Origin of the sequence: Ensifer oleiphilus (genome assembly GCF_013371465.1) — a bacterium.
Classification (GTDB): Bacteria; Pseudomonadota; Alphaproteobacteria; order Rhizobiales; family Rhizobiaceae; genus Ensifer; species Ensifer oleiphilus.
In genome coordinates this window covers 41333-65845 of sequence record NZ_JABWDU010000012.1, presented here as the reverse complement: position 1 = coordinate 65845, position 24513 = coordinate 41333, and the positions used below count along the sequence as shown (strand labels likewise).

Genomic DNA, 24513 nt, shown 5'->3' with positions numbered 1-24513 from the left:
GGCTCAATCGCCTATACGGGTCAGCCAGTGGCGCGGCTTGTTGTCGGCGCGGATGGTGACATCGGTCACTTCCTTGGACATCGCCCAGGCCATCGGCTGCTGATGCAACGGGATCATGATGACCTGATCCTTGGCAAACTTCAGCGCTTCGGTCTCGATTGCCAGACGCTTGTCGCGATCCATTTCGACGGCGGCCTTCTTCACCATGGCGTCGAGTTCGGGATAGGACCAGCCGCCGTAGTTGGCGACACCGGCCGCACCTTCGCGGGTCGAAAGCACCTGGATCAGCAGTGAGTAGGCATCGAGCGTCGGCTCGTTGGCCCAGCCGATCATGTAGGCATCGGACTTGCCGCCGGCACGCTTCGGCGCCTGAACGGCGCGCGGACCGATATCGAGCGTCGGCTTCAGACCAACGCGCGACAGCATCGATACGAGTGCGCTGCAGACGTCTTCCTCGTTGACGCTTTCGTCGTTCATGCAGACGAGCGTGAACTCGGTGCCGACGGCGCCCGCTTCTTCGAGAAGCTTCTTCGACAGTTCCGGATCGTAGGCGGTCGGCACGTCGAGCTCGGCGCTGTAGCCCGGGATCTCGGGCGCAACCATGGTGCCAGCCACATGCGACTTGCCACGCATCACGCGCTTGAAGATCAGCTGGCGGTCGATCGCATGATCGATCGCCTGGCGGACCTTGATGTCGTTGAAGAAGTTGTCGCGGCCGTCGTTGAGCTTGTCCTTGCGGTTGAAGACAAGGTGGATCGTGCGCAGGTCCGAACGCTCGACGACCTTGATGTTCGGATCGCTCTTCAGCCGGTCGAGGTCCTGTACCGGTGCGCCGTCGGTGAGATCGATCTCGCCCGAAAGCAGCGCGGCGACGCGGGTCGCAGCCGACGTGATCGGGGTGAATTCGATGCGGTCGAGATTGTGCTTCGGCGTGTCCCACCAGCCGTTGTTCTTGACGAGCACGGTCTTGCTGTCAGGAACGCGCGATTCAACGATGAACGGGCCGGTGCCGTTGGTGTGATAGGTGGTGTACCCCTCGACCTTGCCGCCGACATCGGTCGGCAGTTCGGACTTGTTCTCGATCAGCCAGTCCTTGTCGAACATGAAGATGTTGGTCATGTCGTTGAGGAACAGCGGGCTCGGCGTGTTCACTTCGATATCGACCGTGTAGTCGTCGACCTTTGTGGTCGAGACATAGGCCGGGATGTTGCCACGCAGCGGCGAGGTCGGGTGGCTGACACGGGCCATCGAGGCCACGACGTCGTCGGCGGTGAAATCGGCGCCGTTCTGGAACTTTACGCCCTTGCGCAGGTGGAAGCGCCAGACTTTTTCGGAAACCAGCTCCCAGTTGGTGGCAAGGGCCGGCTCGACGACGAACTCGGGCGTGTACCGCGTCAGGCCTTCATAGACGTGATTGAGGAAGGCGAGGTTCGATGTGCTGCCGTAGGAATACGGATCAAGCGAGAAGATATCCCGCGGGCTGCCCCAGCGCAGCGTTTCGGCCTGTGCCGTCGAGGCGAGAAAGGCGAATGCCAACCCCGCAAGGAGATGCTTTCTCAGTTTCATGTGGTTCCCTCTGTTTTTCCCATTCGTCGCCGTGCCGATCCGATCGGTCCGCGATCCTTCGATCGCTGGAGGCTGACGACGCTAGATTTGAAGTTGTTGGCGCTAATGTCAACTATTTTGTCGACAATTATGTTGGCAAGAAATGGCAAACTCGACTTTCAAGGGGAAAACCATGCAAATTCAGTGGCTTTGGTGTGTCGAAATCTTGCAATTCTGGCGCGAAAAATTGCCGGCTAAATCGCTTTTCCAGGCAGAATGTCGTATTCGGAGGCCCGACGAACCGACCTCAACGGGTCCAATGCAAACAACAGCAGGGCGGTAGTCCGGGGGAATGTTGCCGCGACATCCCCTCCAGAATACCAAACAGCCCGCCCCACCATGGCCGGGTGACCAGATGGGACGGACTGCTTTTTTAATGGCACCAGCCGACAGATCGCGTAGCGAAGGGCTCAGCTCTCGCGGAACGCCCGGCTGACCTGGTCCATCAGCGGCTTGATGAAATAGGACGCCACGCTTCGCTCGCCCGTGGTGATAAACGTCTCGACCGGCATGCCGGGCATCAGCGAGACGTTGCCGAGCCTCTCTATCTGTTCGGATGTGATGGCGATGCGCGCGACGTAGAAGCTCGCACCCGTCCGTTGGTCGACCGACACGTCAGCTGATACCCGCTCGACCGCGCCAATGATTTCCGGCGTCGTCTTCTGACTGAAGGCGGAAAAACGCAGGATCGCCTTCTGTCCGGAATAGATCTGGTCGATGTCCTGCGGTGCGACCCTGGCCTCGACGACGAGCTTGTCGATGTCAGGCACGATCATCATGATCGGCTCGCCCGGCGCGACCACACCGCCAACGGTATGAACGGCGAGCTGATGGACAATGCCGTTCTGCGGTGCGACGATATCGACCCGCTTCAGCTGGTCTTCGGCCGCCACCTTGCGCTCGACATATTCGCCGATACGGGCATCCATTTCGCGCAGGTCCGTTCCAACCTCCTCGGCCCATTGCTCATCGACCTGAATGATCTGCAGCGATGTCTCGGCGATCTTCTCATGCACGCCGGCGACACCCGCAAGCAGTCGGCCCATCTCGCCGTCGATATCGGTTGCCTGCCGCTCGAGCGTGCTAAGCCGGCTCTTTTCCATCAGCCCCTTGTCATGCAGGAAGGTGTAACGACCAAGCTCCTCGTTGATCAGGACGCGCTCGTGACTGCTGGCGGTGCGCTCTGCTTCCATACCGCGGATCTCGTCGTTCAGCTGCTGTACACGGCGTTCGAGTTGGCGCTTCTTGCTTTCGCGCACATCCCTGCGGCTTTCATAGAGGCGTTGTTCGGCGCGCATCATCGCCGCCACTTCCGGATCATCGACGCGCGACAGCAATGTCTGCGGGAAGACAACACGCTCCGTGCGGTCACGCTCGCTTTCCAGTCGCGCCTTGCGGGCGGCGAACTGGTCGAGGCTCTTCAGAATGATCGCCAGATTGGCTCTGGTCATCGTCGCGTCGATGCGCATGACGACATCTCCCGCCTTGACCCGGTCGCCGTCGCGCACCATCAGATCGCTGACGACGCCACCGACCGGGTGCTGCACCTTCTTCAGGCTGCTCTCGACCACGACTGAGCCTTGAGCGATAACCGCCCCGACGATTTCCGTGCCGATCGCCCAACCGCCAAAGAGCCCGACCAAGATGGCAAATCCGAGCGCGCCCACAATGAGATGGGTGCGGATCGATCGTCTGAGTGTCTGCCAATCGTCCATGTTCATGCCTTTGCTGCTTCTGCGGATTGCACGACCTTGAGCGCACCCGGATTGCCGGTCGTTTGCCTCAGGACCTTGGAGAGAACTTCGTCTTTCGGGCCAAAGGCCTGCTGGCGGCCGGCGGCAAGCATCAGCACCTTGTCCACCGCCAGCAGAGCGCTCGGTCGGTGGGCGATGACGATGACGATGCCGCCGCGCTCCCGGACGCTAAGAATCGCCGAGGTCAATGCCTCCTCGCCTTCGGAATCGAGGTTCGAATTCGGCTCGTCGAGAATGACGACGAAGGGGTTCCCATACAGCGCCCGCGCCAGTGCGATCCGCTGCTTCTGGCCGGCGGAGAGCGGCCGGCCATTTTCACCGACCTCGGTGGAATAACCCTCAGGCAGACTGACGATAAGATCGTGTACTCGGGCTGCGCGGGCGGCGGCGATGATGTCGTCGGGCCCGGCATCCGGATCGAACGAGGCGATGTTCTCGGCGACTGTACCGTCGATGAGCTCGATTGATTGCGGCATGTAACCGATATGGCGGGCAAGCGCTGCTGCCGGCCATTGGTCGGGCGTTGCACCATCGAGCCGGATCGCGCCCCGCGCCGGGCGCCAGATGCCGACGAGCAGACGCGCAAGCGAACTCTTGCCGGAGCCGCTGGCGCCGATGACGCCGAGCCCGGTTCCGGCTTCAAGCGTAAAGGTGACGTCCTGCAGGACGGCTTCCGTCGTTTCCGGCGGAAGAGCGCTGACGCGGTCGACGGAAAGTGTGCTGCTCGGTGCCGGCAGATTCATGCGATCAATCGCGTCGGGCAAGAGCGCCAATGTTTTCTGCAGGCGCCGACGGCTTTGGCGTGCGCCGATGAAGCCTTTCCAGTTCGCAATCGCCAGATCGACCGGCGCCAGCGCCCGGGCAGACAGGATCGAGCCGGCGATGATGATGCCGGGGGTCGCCTGCTCGTTGATGACGAGCCAGGCGCCGACCGCAAGAATGCCGGACTGCAGCATCATGCGCAGCACCTTGCTCAACACGCCGAAACCCGAGGAGATATCGCTTGCCTGTCGCTGCTCGCGGGTGAAGGCACGGTTTTCCTCCTGCCAGCGGCGCCTCAGATGCGGACCCATGCCCATCACCGAGATCACGTCGGCGTTGCGGCGACCGCTTTCGGCCATGCGGTTGCGCTTGGAGGAATGGCGCGCGGCCTCTTCGACCGGCCGTTGCGAAACGAGTTCGGTCAACAGTGTGATGCACGCCAGGATGATCGCACCGGCCAGTGCGGTGACGCCCAGCCAGAAATGAAAGGCGAAGCAGATGGCAATATAGAAGGGGAGCCAGGGCAGATCGAAGAGGGCTGTCGGCCCACTGCCGGACAGAAAGGCCCGGATGGTATCGAGATCGCGCAACGGCTGAGCATAACGCGCACTGATCGGCACCTGCAGCTGCAGCCCGACGATTGCATCGTAGATCCTTGGCGATAGCGCCTGATCGAGCCGATCGGCGATGCGCACCAGGAGCCGCCCGCGCAGCGCGTCGAATAGACCCTGAAAGGCGTAGAGCACGACAACGATACCGAGAAGCGCGACAAGCGTCGGCAGGCTCCGGCTCGGAAGCACACGATCGTACACTTCCATCATGAAGAGCGATCCGGTGAGGTAGAGCACGTTGACGACGGCGCTCATCAGGCCGATGCCGACGAAGGCGCTGGCGCAACCGGCGAATACGCCCTTGAACTGGCTGAAATTTCCATTGGAAGAACTGTCGCGCATGGTCCCTGATCCGTTGAGATCGCGGCGGTAACAGGCAGGCATCACAAGGGGATGACATGCTTGAAGGGACTGAAGCCCGCGCCGCGCAAAAAGGGGCGCACCGGATGGTGCGCCCCTCGTTTTGGTTAGGCGAAGCGGAAGTCGTCGATGACGAAGTTTTCCGTCTTCACACCGTTGAAGGTGATGGACGACCCGTCATCGAACGCGATCTGCGCACCGGCGTCACCATCGGTAAACGCGCCGGAGGACAGGAGCGCCTGGTAATCGGCGAATACATCCTTCGACAGCACGACTATGTCGTCGCCATGTGCACCGGCCTGGAAGTCCAGCACCACGTCGCGACCATCGCCGGCGGCAAACACGAAGGTGTCGGCACCCGCACCGCCCGTCAGCACGTCATTGCCCGTGCCGCCGTTCAGCGTGTCGTTGCCCGCACCGCCATTGAGCTGGTCGTTGCCGGAGCCGCCGCTGAGCACGTCGTTGCCAGCGCCGCCCATCAGGATGTCGTTGCCGGCACCGCCTTCGACCACGTCGTTGCCGTCACCGGCGACCACCCGGTCATTGCCGGCACCTGCATCGACCATGTCGTTGCCATCGCCTGCCAGCACCGTGTCGTTGCCGTTGCCGGCCTCGATCATGTCCTTGCCGTCGGTGGCGACCAGCGTGTCGTTACCATCGGTGCCTTCGACCACGTTGTACTCGGTGTAGCCGTCGACCTTGATCGTGGCCGTACCGGTCGTTTCGCCACCTTGGGCGTCACGCACCGTATAGGTGACGTTGACCGTGGCGGCCTCGCCGTCCTGCAGCGCTTGGAAGGCGGAGGACGGATCGGCGACGAGCTTGCCGTCGACGATCGAGAAGGCCGTAGCCGCCTGCGCGTTCGTCAATGCCAGGCCGGCAACGGCCGTGACCGCGAAACCGACGAGCGTCAACCGGTCGCCTTCGATGTCCGTATCGTTGGCAACGAGGTCGAACGTGGCGGTTTCGTTCTCGGCAACGACCCCCGTATCGGCGACAGCCACCGGCGCATCGTTGACCGGCTTGATCGTGACACTGACAGTGCTTTCGCTGCTTCCGCCCTTGCCGTCGGACACGACGACCGTGAAGCTGTCCGTTCCGTTGACATTGGCGTCTGGAACATAGGTCCAGGCGCCGGTTCTGCCGTCAACAGTGACGCTGCCATTGGCCGGCCCGGTCCCCGTCTTGACGGCGTAGGCGAGCGTATCGCCGTCGATATCGGCTGCCGCGATCGTGCCGCTGACCGACGTGTCTTCGTTCGTCTCGACGGTCAGGGACGAAGCAACAGGCGCATCATTGACCGGCTTGACGGTGAAGGTGGCGCCGGCTTCGCTCGAGCCGCCGCGACCATCGGAGATCTGGTAGCGGAACGAGGCTTCGCCATTGAAGTTGGCGGAAGGCGTGAAGCGAATGCCGCCCTCCTCGACGGTGGCGGTGCCGCCGACGACCGAGGTGACGCCGGTCACCTTCAACTGATCGAGGTCGGCATCGCTGTCGTTGGCGAGCAGGCTCGCAAACGGGATGACGAAGGACGGTGCGTCCTCGTCGATCGCGGCAAGCGTATCGGCTGCAGCAAGCGGGCCACGGTTGACGAGGCCGTTGGCGATCGCTGCCCGGTTCATCACTGTGCCGTCGGCGAAGGTAACGAGCTCGACGCCGCCGCCGGCAAGCTGGCCCTTCAGGGTCAGCTTTTCGCCATTGGCAAACGCGACTTCGACTGCCTCACCGTATTTATGGAGGACCGCTTCGCCGCGGGCGATGTCGTGCAGGACGAGAACGTCGCTGTCTCCTGCTGCCGTTGCCGTTTCGACGATCTCGTCGGAGCCTTCACCACGTCCGTAGACGTAGGTATCGGAACCGTCGCCGCCGACCAGCACGTCGTTGCCGGCACCACCTTCGATTACGTCATCCCCGAGACCGCCGGCAATGATGTCGGCACCCTCGCCGCCCATCAGCACGTCGTTGCCCTTGCCGCCGGCAAGCGCGTCACGTCCGGCGCCACCCAACAGGGTATCGTCGCCGTCACCGCCATCGAGGCGATCGTCGCCGCCGTTGCCGATGAGAGTGTCATTGCCGCCAAGGCCATAGATCGACTCGCCGGCCTCACCGCCGACCAGCATGTCACGGGCATTGGTGCCGTTGATGACCTGGCCGCCTTCGAGGCCCGACTTCAGATCGACGACCGTCAGATCGTCGAAGGTGAGCCCGGCATTGCCCCAGGAATAGAGGCCGAAGGTACCGGCATCGAGACCACGGTCGCCAACTGGATAGGCAAAGAGGGCTTCATCGTTGAGGAAGGCGGTGATCTTGTCGCCGACGACTTCGACGCGCAGCTTCATCGCCTGACCGGGCTCATATTTGCCCGGAACCTGAGCCAGAATTTCCTCGACGCCGTTCTTCATGCGCACGAGGTTGAAGATGCTGCCGGCACCATTGCCCGGGCTGCGGTCGAGCATGCCTTCGGCATCGAGCTCTAGCTTGTAGTAGTTCTTGTTGTCCTTGTAGCGGAACAGGAAACCGAGGCCGTCCTTGTCCGGCGTCTGGATCGTCGCTTCAACCGCATAGTCGGTCCAGGCAAGGGCTGCCGGGTCCTTGAACAGAGCGTAGGTGCCAAGACGAAGGACGTTGACACCATCGCCGAGCGGGCTCCAGCCGCGCTTCCACAGATCCGAGGCGGTAGCACCTGACCAGGTAAGCTCACGGCTTGCAAGCCCCGTCGTCTGCACCAGCTTGCCGTCGGCAAGCAGCCATTCGGATGCCTTGCCATCCGGTCCCATGCCGCCAAGTTCGCCTTCATCGACGATATTGAAACGCGACAGGGCCTGCGGCGACGAGAAGTCTTCGGCAACCAGGATCTTGCTGCGGTCGACGACGGTGATGTCGACACGGTCGGTCGAAACCGAGCCGTCGACCGCCGTCACCTTGAGCAGCAGCTTGTTGACGCCAGTGTCGAGGTTGACGTTGGCAGTCTTGCCGCTGGCGATGACATTGCCGGCAAGGTCGGTCCAGACGTAGTCGACCAGTTGCTTCGGGCCGAAAGAGCCCGAGGCGTCGAGCTTCACGGACGCCTTGCCGTCGCCGTCGATGTCGTAGGTCCGCTGGTCGATGCCGGCCTTTGCCGTCGTGTCTGCCCTGGTGACGACGATGTCGTCGAAGACCGAAGCGCGCTGGCCGCTGGAGTAAAGACCGACCGTGCCGCCGGAAAGCGGTGCGCTGGTGTCAGTGACCGGCCCGGCAAAGACATTCTTGTCGCCAAGGAAAATGTTGATGACGCCGCCGGTGACGGCAACCGTCAGCGGGATTTCCATGTTGTAGGGCGAACCTTCATTCACCGATGCAAGGATGGTCTCTACGCCATTGGCAACCTTGACCAATTGACGACGGTTCGTCTCGCCATCGAGCGTGAAGCGGTAGTGGTTGTTGGCGTCCTTGTAGTAGAAGAGAACGCCGATCGTGTCGTTGTCGAGTTGCGTCAGCGATGCCTCGAAGACGTAATCCGTCCAGGTGGACGAGCCTTCGCCGACAAAGACCAGCTTGTTGCGGGCGGCATCGCTCTGATCGAAGAGCGCTGCCTCCGGTGCGGCAAGCCCGACTGCTCCGGTCGGACGCGAGAAGACCGTTCCCTTGAGCAGGAAGTTGCCGGTGTTGCCGTTAGCAGCCCCGATATCGGTCGCCCAGCCATTGGTATTGCCGTCGTTGAAGGTCTCGACCAGCAGCGTACGGTCGCCGCGGACAATGACGTCTACCGTGTCGCTGGTCTTGATGCCGTTGAAGTCGGTCGTGGTCAGCGTCAGCTTGTGCTTGCCAAGTTCCAGTTCGGCGCGGGCGTCCTTTCCTTCGGCGACGACATCGCCATTTTCGTTGGTCCATACCCAGCTCTTGACGCTTGCCGGCAGCAGCGACTTGGCGCCGGACAGCGCGACATTGGCGGAAGAGGCGCCGGCCGCAGCGTCGGCGATGATGTCGTCACCGGCTTCGGCCATGGCGCGGGCCTTGCCGCCGCTGACGTCGATGTTTTCGAACACTTCCTGATGGCCACGGTAGTAACCGGTCAGGCCGTCACGATCGAGTTCCGGCTTGGTGCGGAAGCCGTCGAGGTAGTCGTCAAAGCCGGTGAAGTAGGTTTCCGTGGAAATGCGGTTGTTGTCGGGGTCAATGGTGATCAGGCGGATGGCGCCGTTGCCGCCGTTGTTGCCTTTGGCCTCGTTGCCGTTGCCGGTGATCTCGCGCGACACGCCGTTCTGGTAGTTGACCAGGAACTGGAACACCGGCTCGCCATACTGGTTGTAGGTGATGTCGGTTTCAGCGCCATCGCCGAAGATGTGACCGGAGAAGGTCATGACGATGTTCGGGTAGCGGGCGAGCAGTTCGCGCGAAACATATTCGCCATCATTGGCGCCGCGCTGGTCGCTGCGCATGCCATAATCGTAGCCGGCACCTTCGTCATAAAGCGGTAGGGCAAGATTGTCCTGCCGGCCGGCATAGCTCGTCAGCGAGTGGGTGGCGAGCATGACGCGATAGTCGGGATGGGCCTCGATGACATCGCCTGCCCAACGGATCACGTCGTCACGCGGGCCGAACTCGAGCGAGATCGACAGCCACTTGGTGCCGTCAGGCGCCGTGAACGTGCTGTAGGTGTTGCGGGCGCTCATCAGTTCCTGATCGTAGGCGCCGCCGAAGGTGCCCGGATTGGTCGCCGTCTGCTTGTCGGGCGAGAAACGCTGATCGAGGTGGATCGACGAGTGGTCTGCGGCATTGCCGCCGTTCGCCTGGTCATGGTTGCCCGGCAGGAGCGCGTAAGGGATCTTGCCGTCGAGCTTGCGAAGGGCTGCTTCTGCAATGTCCCACTGACCGGAAAGGTTGTTCTGGGTGATGTCGCCGACATGGGTCATGAAGACGATGTTGTGGCTCTGGCGGTTGTCGACCAGCCACTGAGTCATGTCGCCGAAGAAGTGCTTGATGCCATCGTTGGACGTGTAGTCCTGGGTGTCTGGGAACACGGCGATCGTATAGGCATTCGCACCAGCGACGCGGACGCGGAAATCGTCGGTGACAACGTGGCCGGCAGGATCGGCTGCCGTTACGCGGACGTCGGAATGGCCGAGTGCGGCGAAATCCAGCACCAGCTTGTTGCCGTTGGTGAGGACGGCATTCAGCACTTCACCCTTGCTGTTCTGCACCGTGAAGGTCAGGTTATCGCCGGAGAAGTGCTGCGACAGGTCGATTGTCACATTGGCCGCATCCGGCGTGACCATCATGTCCTTGATGGCCAAGGTCTTAACGACGGAGCCCGGGTTGGGGTTCGTCGTGTCCTGGCCGACGGCCGGAATGCCGGCCGATGCCGGCGTCGTCGTCGTCACGGTGGTGCCTTGGCCACTGAGGGAACCCTGCCCGAAGGCCGGCGTGGTCGAGCCTTCACCGAAACGGAACTCGGTACCGTTGGAGGTGAGCGCGTCGGTCTTCAGCGCGTCCGGCACGATGCCCTCCGGCTTGGCCTTGCCGAGCGCCGACAGCTCCGAACCGGTCAGGACCTTTTCGATGAAGAGGAAGTTGCTGAGGTAGCCCGATGACGTTTCGCCGTCTTCGTCGGCGAAGATCAGGAAGCCCTTAGCCTTGTCGATGGTGAAGCGGGCAGCCAGCGAACCGGTCATCTTCTGTTCGGCGACAAAATCGCCGTTGATGTATTTCTTCATCGAGACGCCGCCGCTGGTGTCCTTGTCGATCGTCAGGCCGATGCGGTTCCAGGCATCGAGCTTGGCAGAGCCGCGATAATCGCTGTTGATGCCGAGGCCGAAGCTCTCGCCACCGACCTTACCGAAGATGTCGCCGTCCGACGTGTTGGTGACGTCCGTCTGCAGGAACGGGATCCAGCCGCTGGAGCCGGCGGACGGGAAATAGACGTCATAGACGAGGCTGTAGGACGACACGGTGCCGGTGCCACCGGGCGACACGAGTATGCCCTGTTGGGCCTGCACGCGCGGAATGTTCAGGAGCCAATCGGGGGAGGATTGGATCGGAGTCGCAATCGAATTGGGGGAGGAAGTCATGTCGGCTTTCTCTCTAAAGGTGAACGGGATCGGCTCTTGGCCGTGCGTCACCGTTAACCGCCACGCTTACCGCGCAGATGACAGTTGCTTAACAAAACGTAAAACAGCCATAGCGTTTTCCGATGGCTGCCATCGGTTTCATCCCACATCGCCGGGCTCCGGCAGATGTCACGACTGCTTGTGTCATGCGGCTGTCAGCTTCTCCGACAATGATGCCGCATCGATCCAACAGGCCATGCCCGCGGGCAACAGAACCGGAAGCAATGTCGATTACTCAATTGAAAGCCTTTCACATCGTCGCCCTGTCCGGCGGCTTTTCCCAAGCCGCCCGCGACATGGCGATCAGCCAGTCGACCCTGTCGCAGCACGTGCGGGAACTGGAAGCGGATTGCGGCCAGAACCTGCTCGATCGAAAGGCACGCGGCGTCAGCCTCAGCGCCCATGGCGAGCGCCTCTTCGAGATCACCTCGCGGCTGTTCCAAGCGGAGAAGGAGGCCAACGCGTTCCTCCGCGGCGAAGCCGGTGTGAATGGCGGGCATCTGCGCGTTGCTGCCGACGGCCCCATCCTGGCGCTGCCGATCCTCTCGCGCTTGAAGGTCGACCGGCCGAAACTGACCTTCTCTCTTGCCGTCGACAACTCCGCCCGCGTCATCGACCAGATCATCGACTATCGCGCGGACGTGGCGATCACGGCGCAGATCCCCGATGATCCGCGCCTGCACGGCGTTCACTTTCTGAGCATGCGGCTCGGCCTTTGCGTGCCGTCATCCCACCCGTTGGCAGCGCGCGACGGGGTCACGATGAAGGACCTCGAAGGTCTCTCCTTCGTCATGCGCGAGCGCGGCTCGCGCACCCGCGAGATCTTCGAGAAGAACATCGCCGACCACGGCATCTCGATTCATCAGCTTGTCGAGATCTCCTCGCGCGAAGGCGTGCGCGAGGCCATCGCCAATGGCGTTGGCTTCGGGGTGGTTGCCGACCTCGAATTCGGCCACGACGCCAGGCTTTCCTTCGTGCCGATCGATGACGCCAAAGAGGTCATCGACGAATACGCGATCTGCCTCGCCGAGCGGCGCCATCTGCCGCTGATCCGCGGTTTTATCGACGAGGCAAGCCGACTGCATCCCGACGCTGGCGAGACGTTCCATCTGCCGGTGCGTCGCGGGAAAGACATTGCTAAAACAATCACATCGACATCACTGCTGACGCAATAGATTAGCCAGGACCGACACCTAACGTAACGTCAGCCTCAGAGCTTTGCTGCCGTGCCGAAGCCTGTCAGGAAGGATGTAAGATTGTCGGACAGCGCATCGCAGAGGTAGCCGCCTTCCTGAACGATGGCCGTCGGCAGGCCCAGGCCGGCGATCGCCGCACCGATCTTTCCAAAGCCTGGCGTCGACACGGACAGGCCGCCGAAGGGGTCGCCTTCGAAGGCGTCGAGGCCGAGCGCCACGACGAGCGCGTCCGGTGCGTAGGCACGGATGCGGCGGAAGACGAAATCGAGAGCTGCAAGGAATTCGGCGTCGCCGGACTTGCGCTCAAGCGGCAGGTTTAGATTGTAGCCGAGCCCCGGCCCCTCGCCACGCTCGTCGACATGCCCCCAAAAGAAGGGATAGAAGCGCACGGGATCCGCGTGGATCGAGACTGTCAGCACGTCGGCGCGTTGGTAGAAGATGCCCTGCGTACCGTTGCCATGATGAAGATCGATATCGAGGATCACGACGCGCGCCGCATTCGACAGAAAGCGCTGAGCGGCGACGGCGGAATTGTTGAGGAAGCAGAAGCCGCCCGCGACATCCGCAAAGGCGTGATGGCCGGGCGGCCGGCAGAGTGCGTAGGCGGCGCGATCGCCTGACATCACCGCATCCGCCGCATCGACCGCGCTCCAGGCGCTCCAGCGCACGCTCTCCCAGGTTTCTCCGGAGATCGGACAGGCGGTGTCGGCCATATGATATCCGGCCTGCCCCACGGCAGACGCCGGGTATCGCCCATCTCGAGCGAGCGGATGGATGTTTGGGATCACCTCGTCCGAGGCCTCCGCGATCCGCTGCCAGCGAGCGTAGATATGTTCGAGAAAATCCAGATACTCGGGTGTGTGCACGGCGGCGATCGGGCCGAGGCCGTGATTACCCGGTCGAAGGATCGTGCATCCGGCATCGCGGGCGCCGGTGAGTAGCCGCTCGACCCGCTCCGGCTGCTCCGGGTTCGGCTGCGGCGCGCCACTCGAAAGGAAAGCCTTCGGATCGTGTCGCTTCTGTTCCTCTGCATAGAAGGCTTTCATGTTCTCTCCAATTCCTGCGTCTTATGACTTTCATTTTCCGGCGAGTGCCACGAAGGCATCGCCATAGGCGGCGTGGGCGCGGTCTTTCGTCTGCCAGGTGATGCCGAGCCGCTCGTAAAGGCGCTGCGCGGCCACGTTCTCCACGTCCACTTCCAGCCGCAGATAGTCTCCGCCCCTCGCCTTCGACCAGGCCGCCACTTCCCGCAACAGGCGCTCGCCGATACCGAGTCCACGGAAGCGATCGTCAACATAGACATCCTGGATGAACACGCCCGGCCGCCCGCGCCAGGTCGAAAAGATCGGAAAGAACAGGCAAAGACCGGCAAAACCTCCATCCACTTCGGCAATCAGGCTGCTGAAGGCGGCGTCTGGGCCGAAGCCGAACTGGCGATAGTCATCAACCGTGCAAGTCACCTTGCCGGCCATATCGAGCCCGCGGCCCATGGCCTGGATCGTTGCGTGTATCGTTTCCGCGTCGCCGATTTCCCCGGTGCGAATGCGGATATCGGCCGTCAAGCTCTGCGTTGTCGTCACGATCATCCCCCTTGATGCTGACGCCCGGAAGCTACCGGCGATCTCGCCCGAGCTCCGGTGTCAGAATGCCACCTGATCTCCGCCCTTGAGGCCGAGAAGTTCACGTGCTTCCTTAGGGGTGGCAACCTCCAGCGACAAGGCGTCGAGGACGGTGCGGATCCGGTGGACCTGTTCGGCATTGCTGGTCGCCAGTTGCCCACGGCCATTGTAGAGGCTGTCTTCCAGACCCACCCGCACGTTGCCGCCCATCGCCGCCGCCATGGTGATCATCGGCATCTGGTGCCGGCCGGCAGCCAGCACCGAGAACGAGTAGTCGTCGCCGAAGAGCTTGTCGGCGATCCGCTTCATATGCGTCAGGTTCTCCGGATCGGCGCCGATGCCGCCGAGGATGCCGAAGACGAACTGGATGAACAGATGGCCGGAAACCAGCCCACGGTCACGGAAATGTGCCAGCGAGTAGAGATGGCCGACATCGTAGCATTCGAATTCGAACCGTGTGCCGCATCCCTGTCCGAGCCGGGTGAGGATGAATTCCATATCGGCGAAGGTGTTCTTGAAGATCGAGCTGCGCGTCGCCTCCAGCAGCTCCGGCTCCCAGGCATGTTTCCATTCGGCGGGTTTATCCAGTGCGGGAAACAGCGCGAAGTTCATCGAACCCATGTTCAGCGAACACATCTCTGGCTCGGCCCGCAACGATGCAGCGAGCCGATCTTCCAGCGCCATCAAGGATGAGCCGCCGGTCGAGATGTTCACGACCGCATCGGTCGACTGCTTGATGCGTGGCAGGAACTGCATGAACAGCGAAGGGTCGGCCGACGGGCGCCCGTCAACAGGGTTGCGCGCATGCAGATGCAGGATCGAGGCGCCGGCCTCGGCCGCCGCGATCGCCTCGGCGGCGATCTGGTCCGGGGTGATCGGAAGATGGGGCGACATGGTCGGCGTATGCACCGAGCCCGTCACCGCGCAGGTGATGATGACCTTCCTGCGCGACGTCTTGGTTTTCGTCATGGTGTCGATCTCAGCGGTTGACGGGAAGATTAAGCTCGGTCGCAAGCTGCTCGAGCACATCGCCAAGGATGGCAACGATCTCGCCGATCTGCTCCCGGGTGATGATCATCGGCGGGCAGACCAGGAAATGATCGCCTTCGACGCCGCCGCGGGTTCGCCTGGAATAGATGATCAGCCCACGCTCATAGGCGAGATCGACGACCCGCTGGTGCGCATTCAATTCCTTCGGCAGCGGCTTCATCGTTTCGCGATCCGAGACGAACTCGGCGGCAAGCAGAAGGCCCTTGCCCCTGACATCGCCGATAAACGGGAAGCGCTCGGAAAGCGCAACCAGCTCTGCCTTGAGCGCGTCGCCCATGACAGCCGCATTGTCGATGAGCCCGAGGCGATCGATTTCATCCAACACCGCCAAACCGGCAGCGCAGGCAAGCGGATTGCCGGCATAGGTGAAGCCGTGCTGGAAACCACCGGCGTCGAGCACGGGCTGAACCAGCCTCGACGGAGCCGCCATCGCACCGAGGGGGCAATAGCCCGAGGCAAAGCCCTTCGATAGCGCGATCAGGTCGGGCTTGCAGTCCCAATGATCGCCGCCGAGGAATTTCCCGGTGCGGCCCGCCCCGCTCATGACTTCGTCATGGATCAGGAGGATGCCGTATTTGTCGCAGATCTCGCGGATGCGCCGGTAATAGCTGTCAGGCGCCACCAAGGCACCGGTCGACGCGCCGCCGATCGGTTCCATGATGAAGGCAAGCACGCTTTCCGGCCCTTCGGACTGGATCTTGTCTTCCAACATGTCGGCATACTTGATGCCGCGCTGCTCCATCGTCAGGTTGTCGCGGTCGAGATAGGCGGTCGGTGCCGGTACTTTCGGCATTTCGCGCATCATCGGCGAGAACGGATCGGAAAGCGCCGCGTAGCCAGTGATGGCGAGAGCACCAAGCGTGCCGCCGTGGTAGGACGGAAAGCGCGAGATCACCTTCCAGCGGTCCTTCTGGCCGGTCGCCACCGCCCATTGGCGGGCGAGCTTCAGGCAGGATTCGACCGCCTCCGACCCGCCGGAAACGAAGAAGATCTTGTCCATGCCTTCGGGCAGTTTTTCGGCGGCGCGGCGCGCCAATTCTTCCGCCGGTTCGTTTTCGAAGTGAAGGCGATAGGCGAAGGTCACGCGGTCCATCTGCCGCTTCATCGCCTCGAGCACGTTGCGATTGCCGTGGCCGATATTGACCACCATCGCGCCGCTCGAGCCGTCGATCACCCGGCGGCCATCCTGGTCCCAGAGATAGATGCCCTCGGCCCGGTCGACCAGCGGCCGACGCAGACGCGACTGGTAGAACAGGTGTGAAGGGGGCCGTTCGTTGGAAGCTGTCGTCTTGAGCATATCCGGTCTCTGTCAGCGTTTGAGGTAGCGGTTGAGAACATTGGCGGTGACGCGTTCGACCATCGCGTCGCCGCGTTTCAGGGCAGCCACCCATTCGCAGCTGCCGGCGTGGAACACCTCGCCCTTGCCACGCGGGAAATTGACGATCATGCCGCAGCCACGCTTGACCTTGTCGACGGAGGCTTCGCCGGCATCGCCGATCAGCGTTTCCGCGACGAACTTGGCGTCCGCGTCGGAGAGGAACTGATCGTCGGCGGGTATGTCGGCACTTTCTTCCTTCAGCGACGACATGCCGAGCGCCAGGATTTCCAGACCATCGGGGGCACCGCTATCCTCCGTCGGCTCAGGCAGCCCGCCACGGATGATGTAATCGAGGCCGTCGACTTCATAGCCGAAGGCATGGCCTTCCGCGCCGAGGATGTCACCGTAGTAAATACCGGTTCCGGCAAAAGCCCAATGCTCCGGGCGATAGACCGGAAAACCGCGGGCGCCGCGCGGGGCGCAGCCGCCCCAGCCGACATAAAGCCCGCGCGTGGCAATGAGCCCGAAGGTCGAAGAGCCGGGACGTCCGATCTCCTTCGCCTCCCAGGATCCGGACGTGCGCGTCGGCTCAATGGAGCGATAGACCGGGTCCTCGGCGCGCGCGCGATATTTGTAGCACACCTGCCGCTTGCCGCCGTCCTCCAGACGCGTCTGCCACATGAAGTTGCCGGCAAAGCGCGCAGCATGGCCGCCGCGCTCGACGTAGCTGTCGACCGCGTCGCGCATCTCCCAGGTCCAGTATTCGTCATGACCGACGAAGACGACGCAATCGTAACCGTCGAGGATTTCCGGGTTGAAATGCAGCTCGTGTTGGCTGGCGAGATCGACGGCATAACCTTCGCGCTCGGCCCAGCGAAAGAAATGACTGTCATAGCTCGCCCATCCGGAGGAAGCGTATTTCTTGGAATAGCCGTTGGCATAGGCCCATTCCATGTGGGGATAGCGTGGCGCTACCGCAATCGGCGAGTAGATCTCCAGCGGCACCCGCGGTGCGTCAGTCGGGAGCGTGACAAAGCCGCGGCAGAACGGCCGCTCAATACTCACAGTCGTTGCATACTGGTCGCGGTTGGGACCGGTGATACCCTGATAGTGGTTCGATCCGCCCCAGGTGTTGTAGGAGGTCCAGGATCCCGTCGCCGCCACCTGCAGCACGCGGCCCGGCTTGCGTCCGGCCTCAGGGCGGACGATGAAGAGGTGCTGGCAGCGAATGGACGCCCCGTCACGACCTTCGGCCGTCAGGGTGATGCGGTAGGCGCCAGAGGGCCAGCTCTCGTCCACATTGAATTCAAGCGTGGTCTCCCAGCCGCAGCCGACGACGGAACATTGATCAGGCGTGTCCTGCCAGCGGGCGGCGATGCCCCGCCGTGTCATGACGTTCGTTTCGACGGCGCCGTCTCGCACGATCTCCAGCGCGAACTGGGGCGCGGTCGAACTCACCTGAAGCCGGACGGTTGCACCCGGGGGGTAGGCATAGGCGTCTGTGTAACACCAGATCTCGCCGCGCTCGCCATCCATTCCTGGATATTCGTAATAGTGGCCGAGCACCGCTTCGCGGCGCTGCTCCGGCGTCAACCCGAAATCGGGAAACTCGTTGCTGCTCGTCTTCATCGCATCCATCACGCTGCAAGATACTTCTTGAGGAAGGTTCGCGTGCGCTCCTGTTTCGGCTCGCGGAAGATTTCGCTCGGGGCCCCCTGCTCGACAACGACGCCGCCATCCATGAACAGCACACGGTCGGCAACCTCTCCGGCAAAACGCATTTCGTGGGTGACGATCAGCATCGTCATGTGCTCGGCAGCAAGCTGCTTCATCACCGCATTGACCTCGTCGACCAGTTCGGGGTCGAGCGCCGAGGTCGCCTCGTCGAAGAGCATCACCTTCGGCTGCATCGCAAGCGCTCTGGCTATCGCCACGCGCTGCTTCTGGCCACCGGAAAGCCGCGAGGGATAGGCATCGACCTTTTCCGCGAGCCCGACCTTCGAAAGGAGCTCGACCGCCAGTTCGCGGGCAGCCACCTTCGCCATGCCTTTCAGGATGATGGGCCCCATCGTAACGTTTTCGATCACCGTCAGGTGCGGGAACAGATTGAAGTGCTGGAACACCATGCCCATCTGCTGGCGCACCGCATTGATATGGCGCTCGAAGGCCTGGCCGCGCAGGGCCTGGTTGACCTGGACGCCGTCGAGCCAGACTTCGCCGCCATTCAAGGTTTCGAGATGATTGATGGAGCGTAGTAGCGTGCTCTTGCCGGAGCCGCTCGGGCCGATGATGGCGACGATCTGCCCGCGGGCCACCGACAGGTCGATGCCCTTCAGGACTTGAAGCTCGCCATAGGCCTTACGTGCCCCCTTGACTTCAACCATGGGTCGCTCTGCGGTCATCGTGATACCTCCACGTTCTGTTCGACCCGGCGCAGACCCGCTTCGAGCACGAGGTTTAGGATGTAATAAAGGGCGGCAACCGTGATGTAGAATTCGAACGGTCGGAAGGTTTCGCTGATCGCAAGCTGCGCGGCATGCACCAGTTCGGCAATGCCGATGATCGACACTAGCGAGGACTCCTTCAGGAGCACGATCAGGTTGTTGCCCATCGCCGGAATGGTATTGCGCACGGCCTGCGGGACGATGAAGTAGCGCAGCGTCTGAAAGCGGCCGAAACCGAGGCTGCGCGCACCTTCCATCTGGCCGACATCCACCGCGACAATACCGGCGCGCAGAATATCGGCATTATAGACCGCGAAATGGAGGCCGAGGCCGATGATGCCGGCGACGAGCGCCGGAATCTTGAAGCCGAGTTGCCCGAGCCCGTAATAGATCAGGAACAGCTGCAACAAGAGCGGCGTGCCCATGAAGAGCCACATGAATGCGCGCACCGGCAATGCGACCGTCTTGGGCGCATAAAGCACGACGAGGGCGAAAACCACGCCGAAGACGAAGCTGATCGCGGCCGCCGAGACGGTGAGGACAACTGTCCACCAGACGCCCATCCAGAGAATATCGGCATAGGGCGGAACGACGCTGAAATCGAGACCTTGCATGCGTTTCTCCCCCTCACACTATGGCGTAGCGACGGTCGATGAGATCAACGATCCGAGCGACGACATAAACGATGAGCATGTAGAGCACGGCGGCGACGCCGAAGATCTCGAACGGCTTGTAGGTCGAGCCGATGTAGCGCTGGGCGGTGTAGGTAAGCTCGACCACAGAGATCGTCGAGACCAGCGCCGAACCCTTCACCAGAGCGACCGCATTGACGCCGAGCGGGCGGATCATCAATCGTGCGGCCTGCGGCAACACCACCTTGCGCATGGTCTGGGACCGGCTGAAGCCGATCGAGCGCGCAGCTTCGGTCTGACCGCGATCAACAGACATGATCGCGCCGCGAATGGCTTCGGCCATATAGGCGCCGATGTTGAGCCCGAGGCCGATCACCCCTGCGGCAAACGGCTCCAGGTTGATGCCGATCTGCGGTCCGCCGAAATAGAGGACGAACAGCTGGATCAGGCATGGCGTGCCGCGAAACAGGCTGACATAGGCGGAACCAAACATGCGCAAAGGCAAGGAGCGCGACATCTTTGCCGCCGCCACGAGAAAGGCGACCATGAGCCCGAGCGCCAGCGAAAGCGCCGATATCTCGATCGTGATCCACGCCGCTTCCACGAAGAACGGGAAGACGCGCTGCACCAGCGAAAAGTCCATGAGGAAACTCCGGGGGGAGGATGCGACGGTCTCCGGCCGCGACCGTCAGCGGGCGGCCGGAGACGAGGCGAGGCTTGGATCAGCGGATGTCGCTGCCGACCCATTCCATGGCGATCTTCTCGTAGGAGCCGTCGGCCAGCATATCTTCGAGCGCCTTCTGCATGGCAGCCTTCAGCTCCGGATTGTTCTTGCGGATGGCAATGCCGATGGCGACGCTGCCGCCTTCGATATCAGGGGTTTCGAGACGACGGACCTTCTCGCCGGTTTCCTTGACGGCGACCATGACGGGAATGTTGTCGACGACAATCGCATCGACCCGGCCGCTTTTGAGTTCCATCATCAGCTCGGGCAGGCCCTTGTAGGTGCGCACGTCCCAGCCGCCCTGTTCGCGCGCCCATTTTTCGTGGGTTTCACCGAGCGTCACGCCGAGCGTCTTGCCCTTGAGTTCGTCGAGTTTCTCAACGGCGGAGTCTTCCGAAACAAAGACGGCGCGGCCGGCGTGATAGTACGGGCCGACAAAATCGACGACCTTCTCACGCTCCGGCGTGATGGTCATGGAGCCGACGACGGTATCGTATTTGTTGGCGAGCAGGCCGGCGATGATGCCGTCCCATGCTGTCGTCACCAGAGTGCCCTTGACGCCGACGCGCTCGGCAATGGCCTTGCCAATCGAAGCGTCGAAGCCGACGACCTCGTTCTGCTCGTTGACGAAGTTGAACGGCGGGTACTGTCCGCTCATCGCGATCTTCAATTCACCTGCCGATTTTACGGCTTCGAGGTCATCGGCGCGCGCCGAAACGGCCGAGAAGGTTGCGGCAATGGTGAGCGTAGCGGCCAAAAGGCCGGAGAAAATGGTCTTCATGAAATGTTCCTTGCTCCTCTGGACGAATGCGCCTTCTCGTGCGCTTGGGACGGGCATCGAGGCGCCTTCCGAATTTCATGATTGCCTTTGCATCAGCATTGCGCAAATAGATAATGGGAATAGAAGGCATAGATTTCAGGAATGGTAACACCTCGATCCGAACGGCTCGTCTGGGAGCTAGACTGGAACCTGCTGCGCACCTTCGTGGTGATCGCGGAGGTCAAAAGCATTACGCGTGCGGCGGAGCGCTTGAACCTGAAACAACCGAGCGTCAGCAATGCGTTGAAGCGGCTGGAGGACCGGGTTGGGCGCAGGCTGGTCGAGCGCGATGCGACCCGCTTCGACCTTACCGAAGTCGGCCAGCTTCTCTATGAGCAGGCCGTCGAGGTCTTCGGCACCATATCCCAACTGCCGCAACTGGTGCGCGGCGTCAGCGACGACGTGACTGGGCACGTGACGATCGCCGTTGCCAGCCATGTGGTTTCCCCGATCTTCGACCGTGCGCTGATGGAGTTTCACCGCGACTATCCGCGCGCAACGCTCAACATCTCAGTGGCTGCAAGCGGCGAAGTCACCCGCCAGGTCAGGGAAAAGCGGGCATCCTTTGGTCTATGCCTCGTCAGCGTGCGCGACCCGGCGCTGGACTACCTACTGGTCTTCCGTGAGTTCTTCGGCTTCTTCTGCGGCCCTCATCACCGGCTGTTTGGCAAGGAAGGATTGAAACTCGCCGATCTCAAAGGCGAGACTTCGGTATCGTTTCACACCGACCATATCGCCGACGCGCTGCGGCCGGTGGCGCTGCTGCGCAGCGAGGCTAAGCTGAATGCCAACGTCGTCGGCGTATCCTCCAGTCTCGAAGAGGTCCGCAGGATGATCATGGCCGGCCTGGGCGTCGGCCCGTTGCCCTTGCACGTGGCACGTCGCGATGTAGCCGATGGTGCGCTCTGGCGGCTGCCCCCTTACGAAGCCCCGCCTGCCATCGACATCTTTCTTTTGACAAACCCTGACAAGGCGTTGAATCGCGCGGAAAAGGCGCTGCTTGCTGGTCTGCAGACACTCATCGCCGAAACCCCGGTCGAAGACCGGATCTATGCGGACTGAGGTCGCGTGGGTCGCGACAGATCAAACCTGAAGCAGTGCCTCAGCGCGGGCACGGGCGGCGGGCTCCAATGCCATCGCCGTGCGCGCCAAAAGATCGAACCGAACCGTGACGGTTCGGTTGACCGCATGAATGACGTCGTCGAGCGTGCCTGACATGATCTGCTCGAAGGTCACCGAGGAACGGCCGAGCTTGACGACCCGCGAGCGGATAGTGATCAGCGAGCCGGCCTTGGTTTCGTGCTTGTATTCCGTTTCCGACCGCACATCGGCCCAGCCCCTGCCCGGCTCGCCTTCAGCCTCGACCCCCGCGACATGACCGAGCAGTTGGAAGCTGGCATCATCGAACATCGCAGCGTAGTGGCGTACATTCATGTGGCCCATCGTGTCGCACATCCAGGGATGCGCAACCCCGACATAGGTGGTCAAAGGCTGGTTCGACATTGCTGGACCTCGCTGAAGGATATGCCTGGACGAAAGGGCTGAGAGATAGCGGATGGCGAAGCCACCTGTCCATGCCGTTGCAACAGCGACCCTTATGCAATCATTGCTGATCGGTATCGAGATATCAGTGGGTAAGCGCCGGCCGCGCGAGCACGCCTACTAGGCACTTGCCTGCGACCTCCCTAGGCTGCCCCGAAAAATGCGCAAGGAGGCATGATCGTGAAAGTCTATCTGGCCGGGCCTGAAGTGTTCCTCAGCAATGCCGTGGAGATCCAGGCGCAAAAGGCAGCACTTGCCCGTGCGGCCGGCTTCACCCCGCTGGTGCCGGGCGACCTGGAAATCCCGCCGGCCGACACCAAGCATGCCCGCGGCCTCGCCATCTACGGCGTCGACGAAGGCATGATGCTGGCCAGCGACATGATCATCGCCAATCTGACGCCGTTTCGCGGCATCAGCGCCGATGTCGGAACGGTCTTCGAACTCGGCTTCATGTGCGGCCGCGGCCGCCATGTCTATGCCTACACCAACACTTCGCGCAGCTACTACGATCGCATCCTCAACGGCCACTATGGCGGCAAGGCCGAGCTGCGTCCGGACGGTCGCATGGCCGGGCTGGACGGGGTCAGCATCGAGGATTTCGACATGGCCGACAACCTTATGCTCGATGGCGGCATCCTGGCGCGCGGCGGAACCTTCGTGAAGCGCGAAGTGGCGGAAGCTGACCGCCTGACAGACCTTGAGGCTTTCAAGGAATGCCTGGCGATTGCCGCCAAGCAACACATCGCCTGAGCGATCGAGCCCGCTTAGCGGTCCGGGCTTAGTCGGCCGGGCAGGGCCAATTGGCCGGAACGGATAGCCCGGCCGGCAGCTTGGTGGCGCTGTCTCCGCATGTCAGGTTAACCTGTTCCTGCTCAAGCCCGGTCGCCGCCGACAGATCCACGCCTTCGATGCGCGTCAGGAACATGAAGGCATCGGTGAAGTCGATCGGGCCTTCGAAGCTGGAGCCGGAGAAGGTGGCGCGCGACAGATTGGCCATCGGGAAGCGCGTGCCTGTCAGCACCGCCTTGTCGAAATTGGCACGCCCGAGTTCGGCCTTCTCGAAATCCGCGCCTGTGAGCTTGGCGCCGCTGAAGTTGGTTCGTTGCAGTTCGGAGCTGTTGAACGACGCGCCTTCGGCGGAGATGCCGGCAAAACTGCTGCGGTAGGCTTCGACCTTGGCGAAATTCGCCTTGTCGGCTTTCGCGCCGGCGAGAGACGACCGCACCAGCGTCGCCTTCTCCAGGTTTGCTGCAGCGAGATTGGCACCTCTCAGATCCGTCAGGGTGAAATCAGTGTTGGCGAGGTTGCCACCTTCGAGATCGATGCCGCCCAGCATCAACTGTTTTTTGTTGCAATCGCTCCAGTCGGCGCCCGGCGCCGACGGATCCTTGCAATTCGCCGCATAGGCGAGGCTCGATAGGGTGAGCGTCACAAGGAATGCAGACAGGCCGAGGGCCAAACGTTTGCCGCCCGCGCCAACGGCGCGCCTGATCCCGATTGGGTCGCCGACCCCACCCTCCCCGGTTGCGACAAACGAACGAATGGGCTTCTGCTTGGGGATATGCATGGCGCTGCTCCGCGGCCCATAATGTGGACCGGCTCTGTTGCATTTCTCGTTGGCGCGCATCGAAGGCTAAAACAATCGCCGGAAGAGCGCGTTACCACTTAAGCGTATGACATTGTTGCCCTTCGCGCAAATGTCAGCGGCGCGATATAGCCAACACGATTCGCCGCGATGGCGGGAGATTGAAACCTGTCAATCTCGACCGCAAACGCTCGCTACGATGGGCAGCGTCACGTGCGACCAATCGAGATAAGTACAACCCAATATCCGGCCATTGGTTCAACGCGTTTTCATGAATACTGACAGGGAATTCCGACACAACCGAAATAGCGACACTTGTGCTACCGGATTTCTCGCAGCTATCACCTGCGTTGCGACGGCGTGGACCTACTCGCCAGTCGGATGTGCACAGAGATACAACGGCTT

At 62.1% G+C, this 24513-nt stretch carries 18 protein-coding genes; 3 read left to right on the top strand and 15 right to left on the bottom strand.

The window, feature by feature from the left end; translation table 11 throughout:
• Positions 1–3: 3 nt before the first annotated feature.
• The 4 genes from HT585_RS29465 to HT585_RS29450 all read right to left on the bottom strand — a co-directional run bounded on the left by HT585_RS29465 (position 4) and on the right by HT585_RS29450 (position 11139).
• Positions 4–1566, bottom strand: coding sequence for an ABC transporter substrate-binding protein (locus HT585_RS29465; RefSeq protein WP_176356341.1), 1563 nt, complete (start codon positions 1564–1566; stop codon positions 4–6).
• Positions 1567–2015: 449 nt separating this feature from the next.
• Complete coding sequence (locus tag HT585_RS29460; protein WP_176356411.1) at positions 2016–3320, bottom strand: HlyD family type I secretion periplasmic adaptor subunit; 1305 nt, start codon at positions 3318–3320, stop codon at positions 2016–2018.
• A gap of 2 nt (positions 3321–3322) precedes the next feature.
• The gene (locus tag HT585_RS29455; RefSeq protein ID WP_176356340.1) at positions 3323–5074 is read right to left on the bottom strand and encodes a type I secretion system permease/ATPase; all 1752 of its coding nucleotides are present in this window, start codon (positions 5072–5074) and stop codon (positions 3323–3325) included.
• Between the two features lie 125 nt (positions 5075–5199).
• Positions 5200–11139 carry an Ig-like domain-containing protein gene (locus HT585_RS29450; protein ID WP_176356339.1) on the bottom strand — a complete coding sequence of 1980 codons (5940 nt, stop codon included), beginning with the start codon at positions 11137–11139 and terminating at the stop codon, positions 5200–5202.
• 263 nt (positions 11140–11402) lie between these two features.
• On the opposite strand from HT585_RS29450, the gene HT585_RS29445 reads away from it, so the two are divergent.
• The gene (locus tag HT585_RS29445; protein WP_176356338.1) at positions 11403–12353 is read left to right on the top strand and encodes a LysR substrate-binding domain-containing protein; all 951 of its coding nucleotides are present in this window, start codon (positions 11403–11405) and stop codon (positions 12351–12353) included.
• A gap of 35 nt (positions 12354–12388) precedes the next feature.
• Here the strand turns inward: HT585_RS29445 and HT585_RS29440 are convergent, their stop codons facing one another.
• From HT585_RS29440 to HT585_RS29400, 9 genes are all read right to left on the bottom strand, one after another.
• On the bottom strand, positions 12389–13420 hold the full coding sequence (locus HT585_RS29440) for a histone deacetylase family protein (RefSeq protein ID WP_176356337.1): 1032 nt from the start codon (positions 13418–13420) through the stop codon (positions 12389–12391).
• A gap of 30 nt (positions 13421–13450) precedes the next feature.
• Positions 13451–13960: a GNAT family N-acetyltransferase gene (locus tag HT585_RS29435; protein ID WP_176356336.1), complete on the bottom strand. Its 510-nt coding sequence runs from the start codon at positions 13958–13960 to the stop codon at positions 13451–13453.
• A 54-nt stretch (positions 13961–14014) separates the two neighbouring features.
• Entirely contained in the window at positions 14015–14962 is a 948-nt protein-coding gene (kce, locus tag HT585_RS29430) for a 3,5-dioxohexanoate:acetyl-CoA acetone transferase (protein WP_176356335.1), read from the bottom strand.
• Positions 14963–14972: 10 nt separating this feature from the next.
• Positions 14973–16340 (bottom strand): aminotransferase family protein, encoded by a 1368-nt coding sequence (locus HT585_RS29425; RefSeq protein ID WP_176356334.1) that lies wholly within the window; start codon positions 16338–16340, stop codon positions 14973–14975.
• Between the two features lie 12 nt (positions 16341–16352).
• Positions 16353–17990 carry a N,N-dimethylformamidase beta subunit family domain-containing protein gene (locus HT585_RS29420; RefSeq protein ID WP_176356333.1) on the bottom strand — a complete coding sequence of 546 codons (1638 nt, stop codon included), beginning with the start codon at positions 17988–17990 and terminating at the stop codon, positions 16353–16355.
• An 8-nt stretch (positions 17991–17998) separates the two neighbouring features.
• Positions 17999–18763, bottom strand: a complete 765-nt coding sequence (locus HT585_RS29415; protein WP_281410711.1) for an amino acid ABC transporter ATP-binding protein — start codon at positions 18761–18763, stop codon at positions 17999–18001.
• A complete protein-coding gene (locus HT585_RS29410; protein WP_176356332.1) occupies positions 18760–19419 on the bottom strand; it encodes an amino acid ABC transporter permease in 660 nt (219 codons plus the stop codon). Before HT585_RS29410 ends, HT585_RS29415 begins: the two co-directional genes overlap by 4 nt.
• Before the next feature lie 13 nt (positions 19420–19432).
• Positions 19433–20080, bottom strand: a complete 648-nt coding sequence (locus HT585_RS29405; protein ID WP_176356331.1) for an amino acid ABC transporter permease — start codon at positions 20078–20080, stop codon at positions 19433–19435.
• Positions 20081–20159: 79 nt separating this feature from the next.
• Positions 20160–20942 (bottom strand): ABC transporter substrate-binding protein, encoded by a 783-nt coding sequence (locus tag HT585_RS29400; RefSeq protein WP_176356330.1) that lies wholly within the window; start codon positions 20940–20942, stop codon positions 20160–20162.
• A 141-nt stretch (positions 20943–21083) separates the two neighbouring features.
• Here HT585_RS29400 and HT585_RS29395 point away from each other — a divergent pair, with 141 nt between their 5' ends.
• The gene (locus tag HT585_RS29395; protein ID WP_176356329.1) at positions 21084–22043 is read left to right on the top strand and encodes a LysR family transcriptional regulator; all 960 of its coding nucleotides are present in this window, start codon (positions 21084–21086) and stop codon (positions 22041–22043) included.
• 21 nt (positions 22044–22064) lie between these two features.
• On the opposite strand, the gene HT585_RS29390 is transcribed toward HT585_RS29395, so the two are convergent.
• Entirely contained in the window at positions 22065–22484 is a 420-nt protein-coding gene (locus tag HT585_RS29390) for an acyl-CoA thioesterase (RefSeq protein WP_176356328.1), read from the bottom strand.
• A gap of 213 nt (positions 22485–22697) precedes the next feature.
• Between HT585_RS29390 and HT585_RS29385 the strand changes: the two genes are divergently transcribed.
• Positions 22698–23273, top strand: coding sequence for a nucleoside 2-deoxyribosyltransferase (locus tag HT585_RS29385; RefSeq protein ID WP_176356327.1), 576 nt, complete (start codon positions 22698–22700; stop codon positions 23271–23273).
• Between the two features lie 28 nt (positions 23274–23301).
• On the opposite strand, the gene HT585_RS29380 is transcribed toward HT585_RS29385, so the two are convergent.
• Positions 23302–24090 carry a pentapeptide repeat-containing protein gene (locus HT585_RS29380; RefSeq protein ID WP_176356326.1) on the bottom strand — a complete coding sequence of 263 codons (789 nt, stop codon included), beginning with the start codon at positions 24088–24090 and terminating at the stop codon, positions 23302–23304.
• Between the last annotated feature and the right edge of the window lie 423 nt (positions 24091–24513).

Excerpts from the sequence above, each read along its gene's own strand:
- HT585_RS29410 (WP_176356332.1), bottom strand. The coding sequence starts at position 19,419 with ATGCAAGGTCTCGATTTCAGCGTCGTTCCGCCCTATGCCGATATTCTC.
- HT585_RS29415 (WP_281410711.1), bottom strand. The coding sequence starts at position 18,763 with ATGACCGCAGAGCGACCCATGGTTGAAGTCAAGGGGGCACGTAAGGCC.
- HT585_RS29420 (WP_176356333.1), bottom strand. The coding sequence starts at position 17,990 with ATGAAGACGAGCAGCAACGAGTTTCCCGATTTCGGGTTGACGCCGGAG.
- HT585_RS29465 (WP_176356341.1), bottom strand. The coding sequence starts at position 1,566 with ATGAAACTGAGAAAGCATCTCCTTGCGGGGTTGGCATTCGCCTTTCTC.
- HT585_RS29405 (WP_176356331.1), bottom strand. The coding sequence starts at position 20,080 with ATGGACTTTTCGCTGGTGCAGCGCGTCTTCCCGTTCTTCGTGGAAGCG.
- HT585_RS29380 (WP_176356326.1), bottom strand. The coding sequence starts at position 24,090 with ATGCATATCCCCAAGCAGAAGCCCATTCGTTCGTTTGTCGCAACCGGG.
- HT585_RS29450 (WP_176356339.1), bottom strand. The coding sequence starts at position 11,139 with ATGACTTCCTCCCCCAATTCGATTGCGACTCCGATCCAATCCTCCCCC.
- HT585_RS29425 (WP_176356334.1), bottom strand. The coding sequence starts at position 16,340 with ATGCTCAAGACGACAGCTTCCAACGAACGGCCCCCTTCACACCTGTTC.
- HT585_RS29400 (WP_176356330.1), bottom strand. The coding sequence starts at position 20,942 with ATGAAGACCATTTTCTCCGGCCTTTTGGCCGCTACGCTCACCATTGCC.
- kce (WP_176356335.1), bottom strand. The coding sequence starts at position 14,962 with ATGACGAAAACCAAGACGTCGCGCAGGAAGGTCATCATCACCTGCGCG.
- HT585_RS29390 (WP_176356328.1), bottom strand. The coding sequence starts at position 22,484 with ATGTCGAACCAGCCTTTGACCACCTATGTCGGGGTTGCGCATCCCTGG.
- HT585_RS29385 (WP_176356327.1), top strand. The coding sequence starts at position 22,698 with ATGATCGTGAAAGTCTATCTGGCCGGGCCTGAAGTGTTCCTCAGCAAT.
- HT585_RS29460 (WP_176356411.1), bottom strand. The coding sequence starts at position 3,320 with ATGGACGATTGGCAGACACTCAGACGATCGATCCGCACCCATCTCATT.
- HT585_RS29440 (WP_176356337.1), bottom strand. The coding sequence starts at position 13,420 with ATGAAAGCCTTCTATGCAGAGGAACAGAAGCGACACGATCCGAAGGCT.
- HT585_RS29445 (WP_176356338.1), top strand. The coding sequence starts at position 11,403 with ATGTCGATTACTCAATTGAAAGCCTTTCACATCGTCGCCCTGTCCGGC.
- HT585_RS29455 (WP_176356340.1), bottom strand. The coding sequence starts at position 5,074 with ATGCGCGACAGTTCTTCCAATGGAAATTTCAGCCAGTTCAAGGGCGTA.
- HT585_RS29395 (WP_176356329.1), top strand. The coding sequence starts at position 21,084 with ATGGTAACACCTCGATCCGAACGGCTCGTCTGGGAGCTAGACTGGAAC.
- HT585_RS29435 (WP_176356336.1), bottom strand. The coding sequence starts at position 13,960 with ATGATCGTGACGACAACGCAGAGCTTGACGGCCGATATCCGCATTCGC.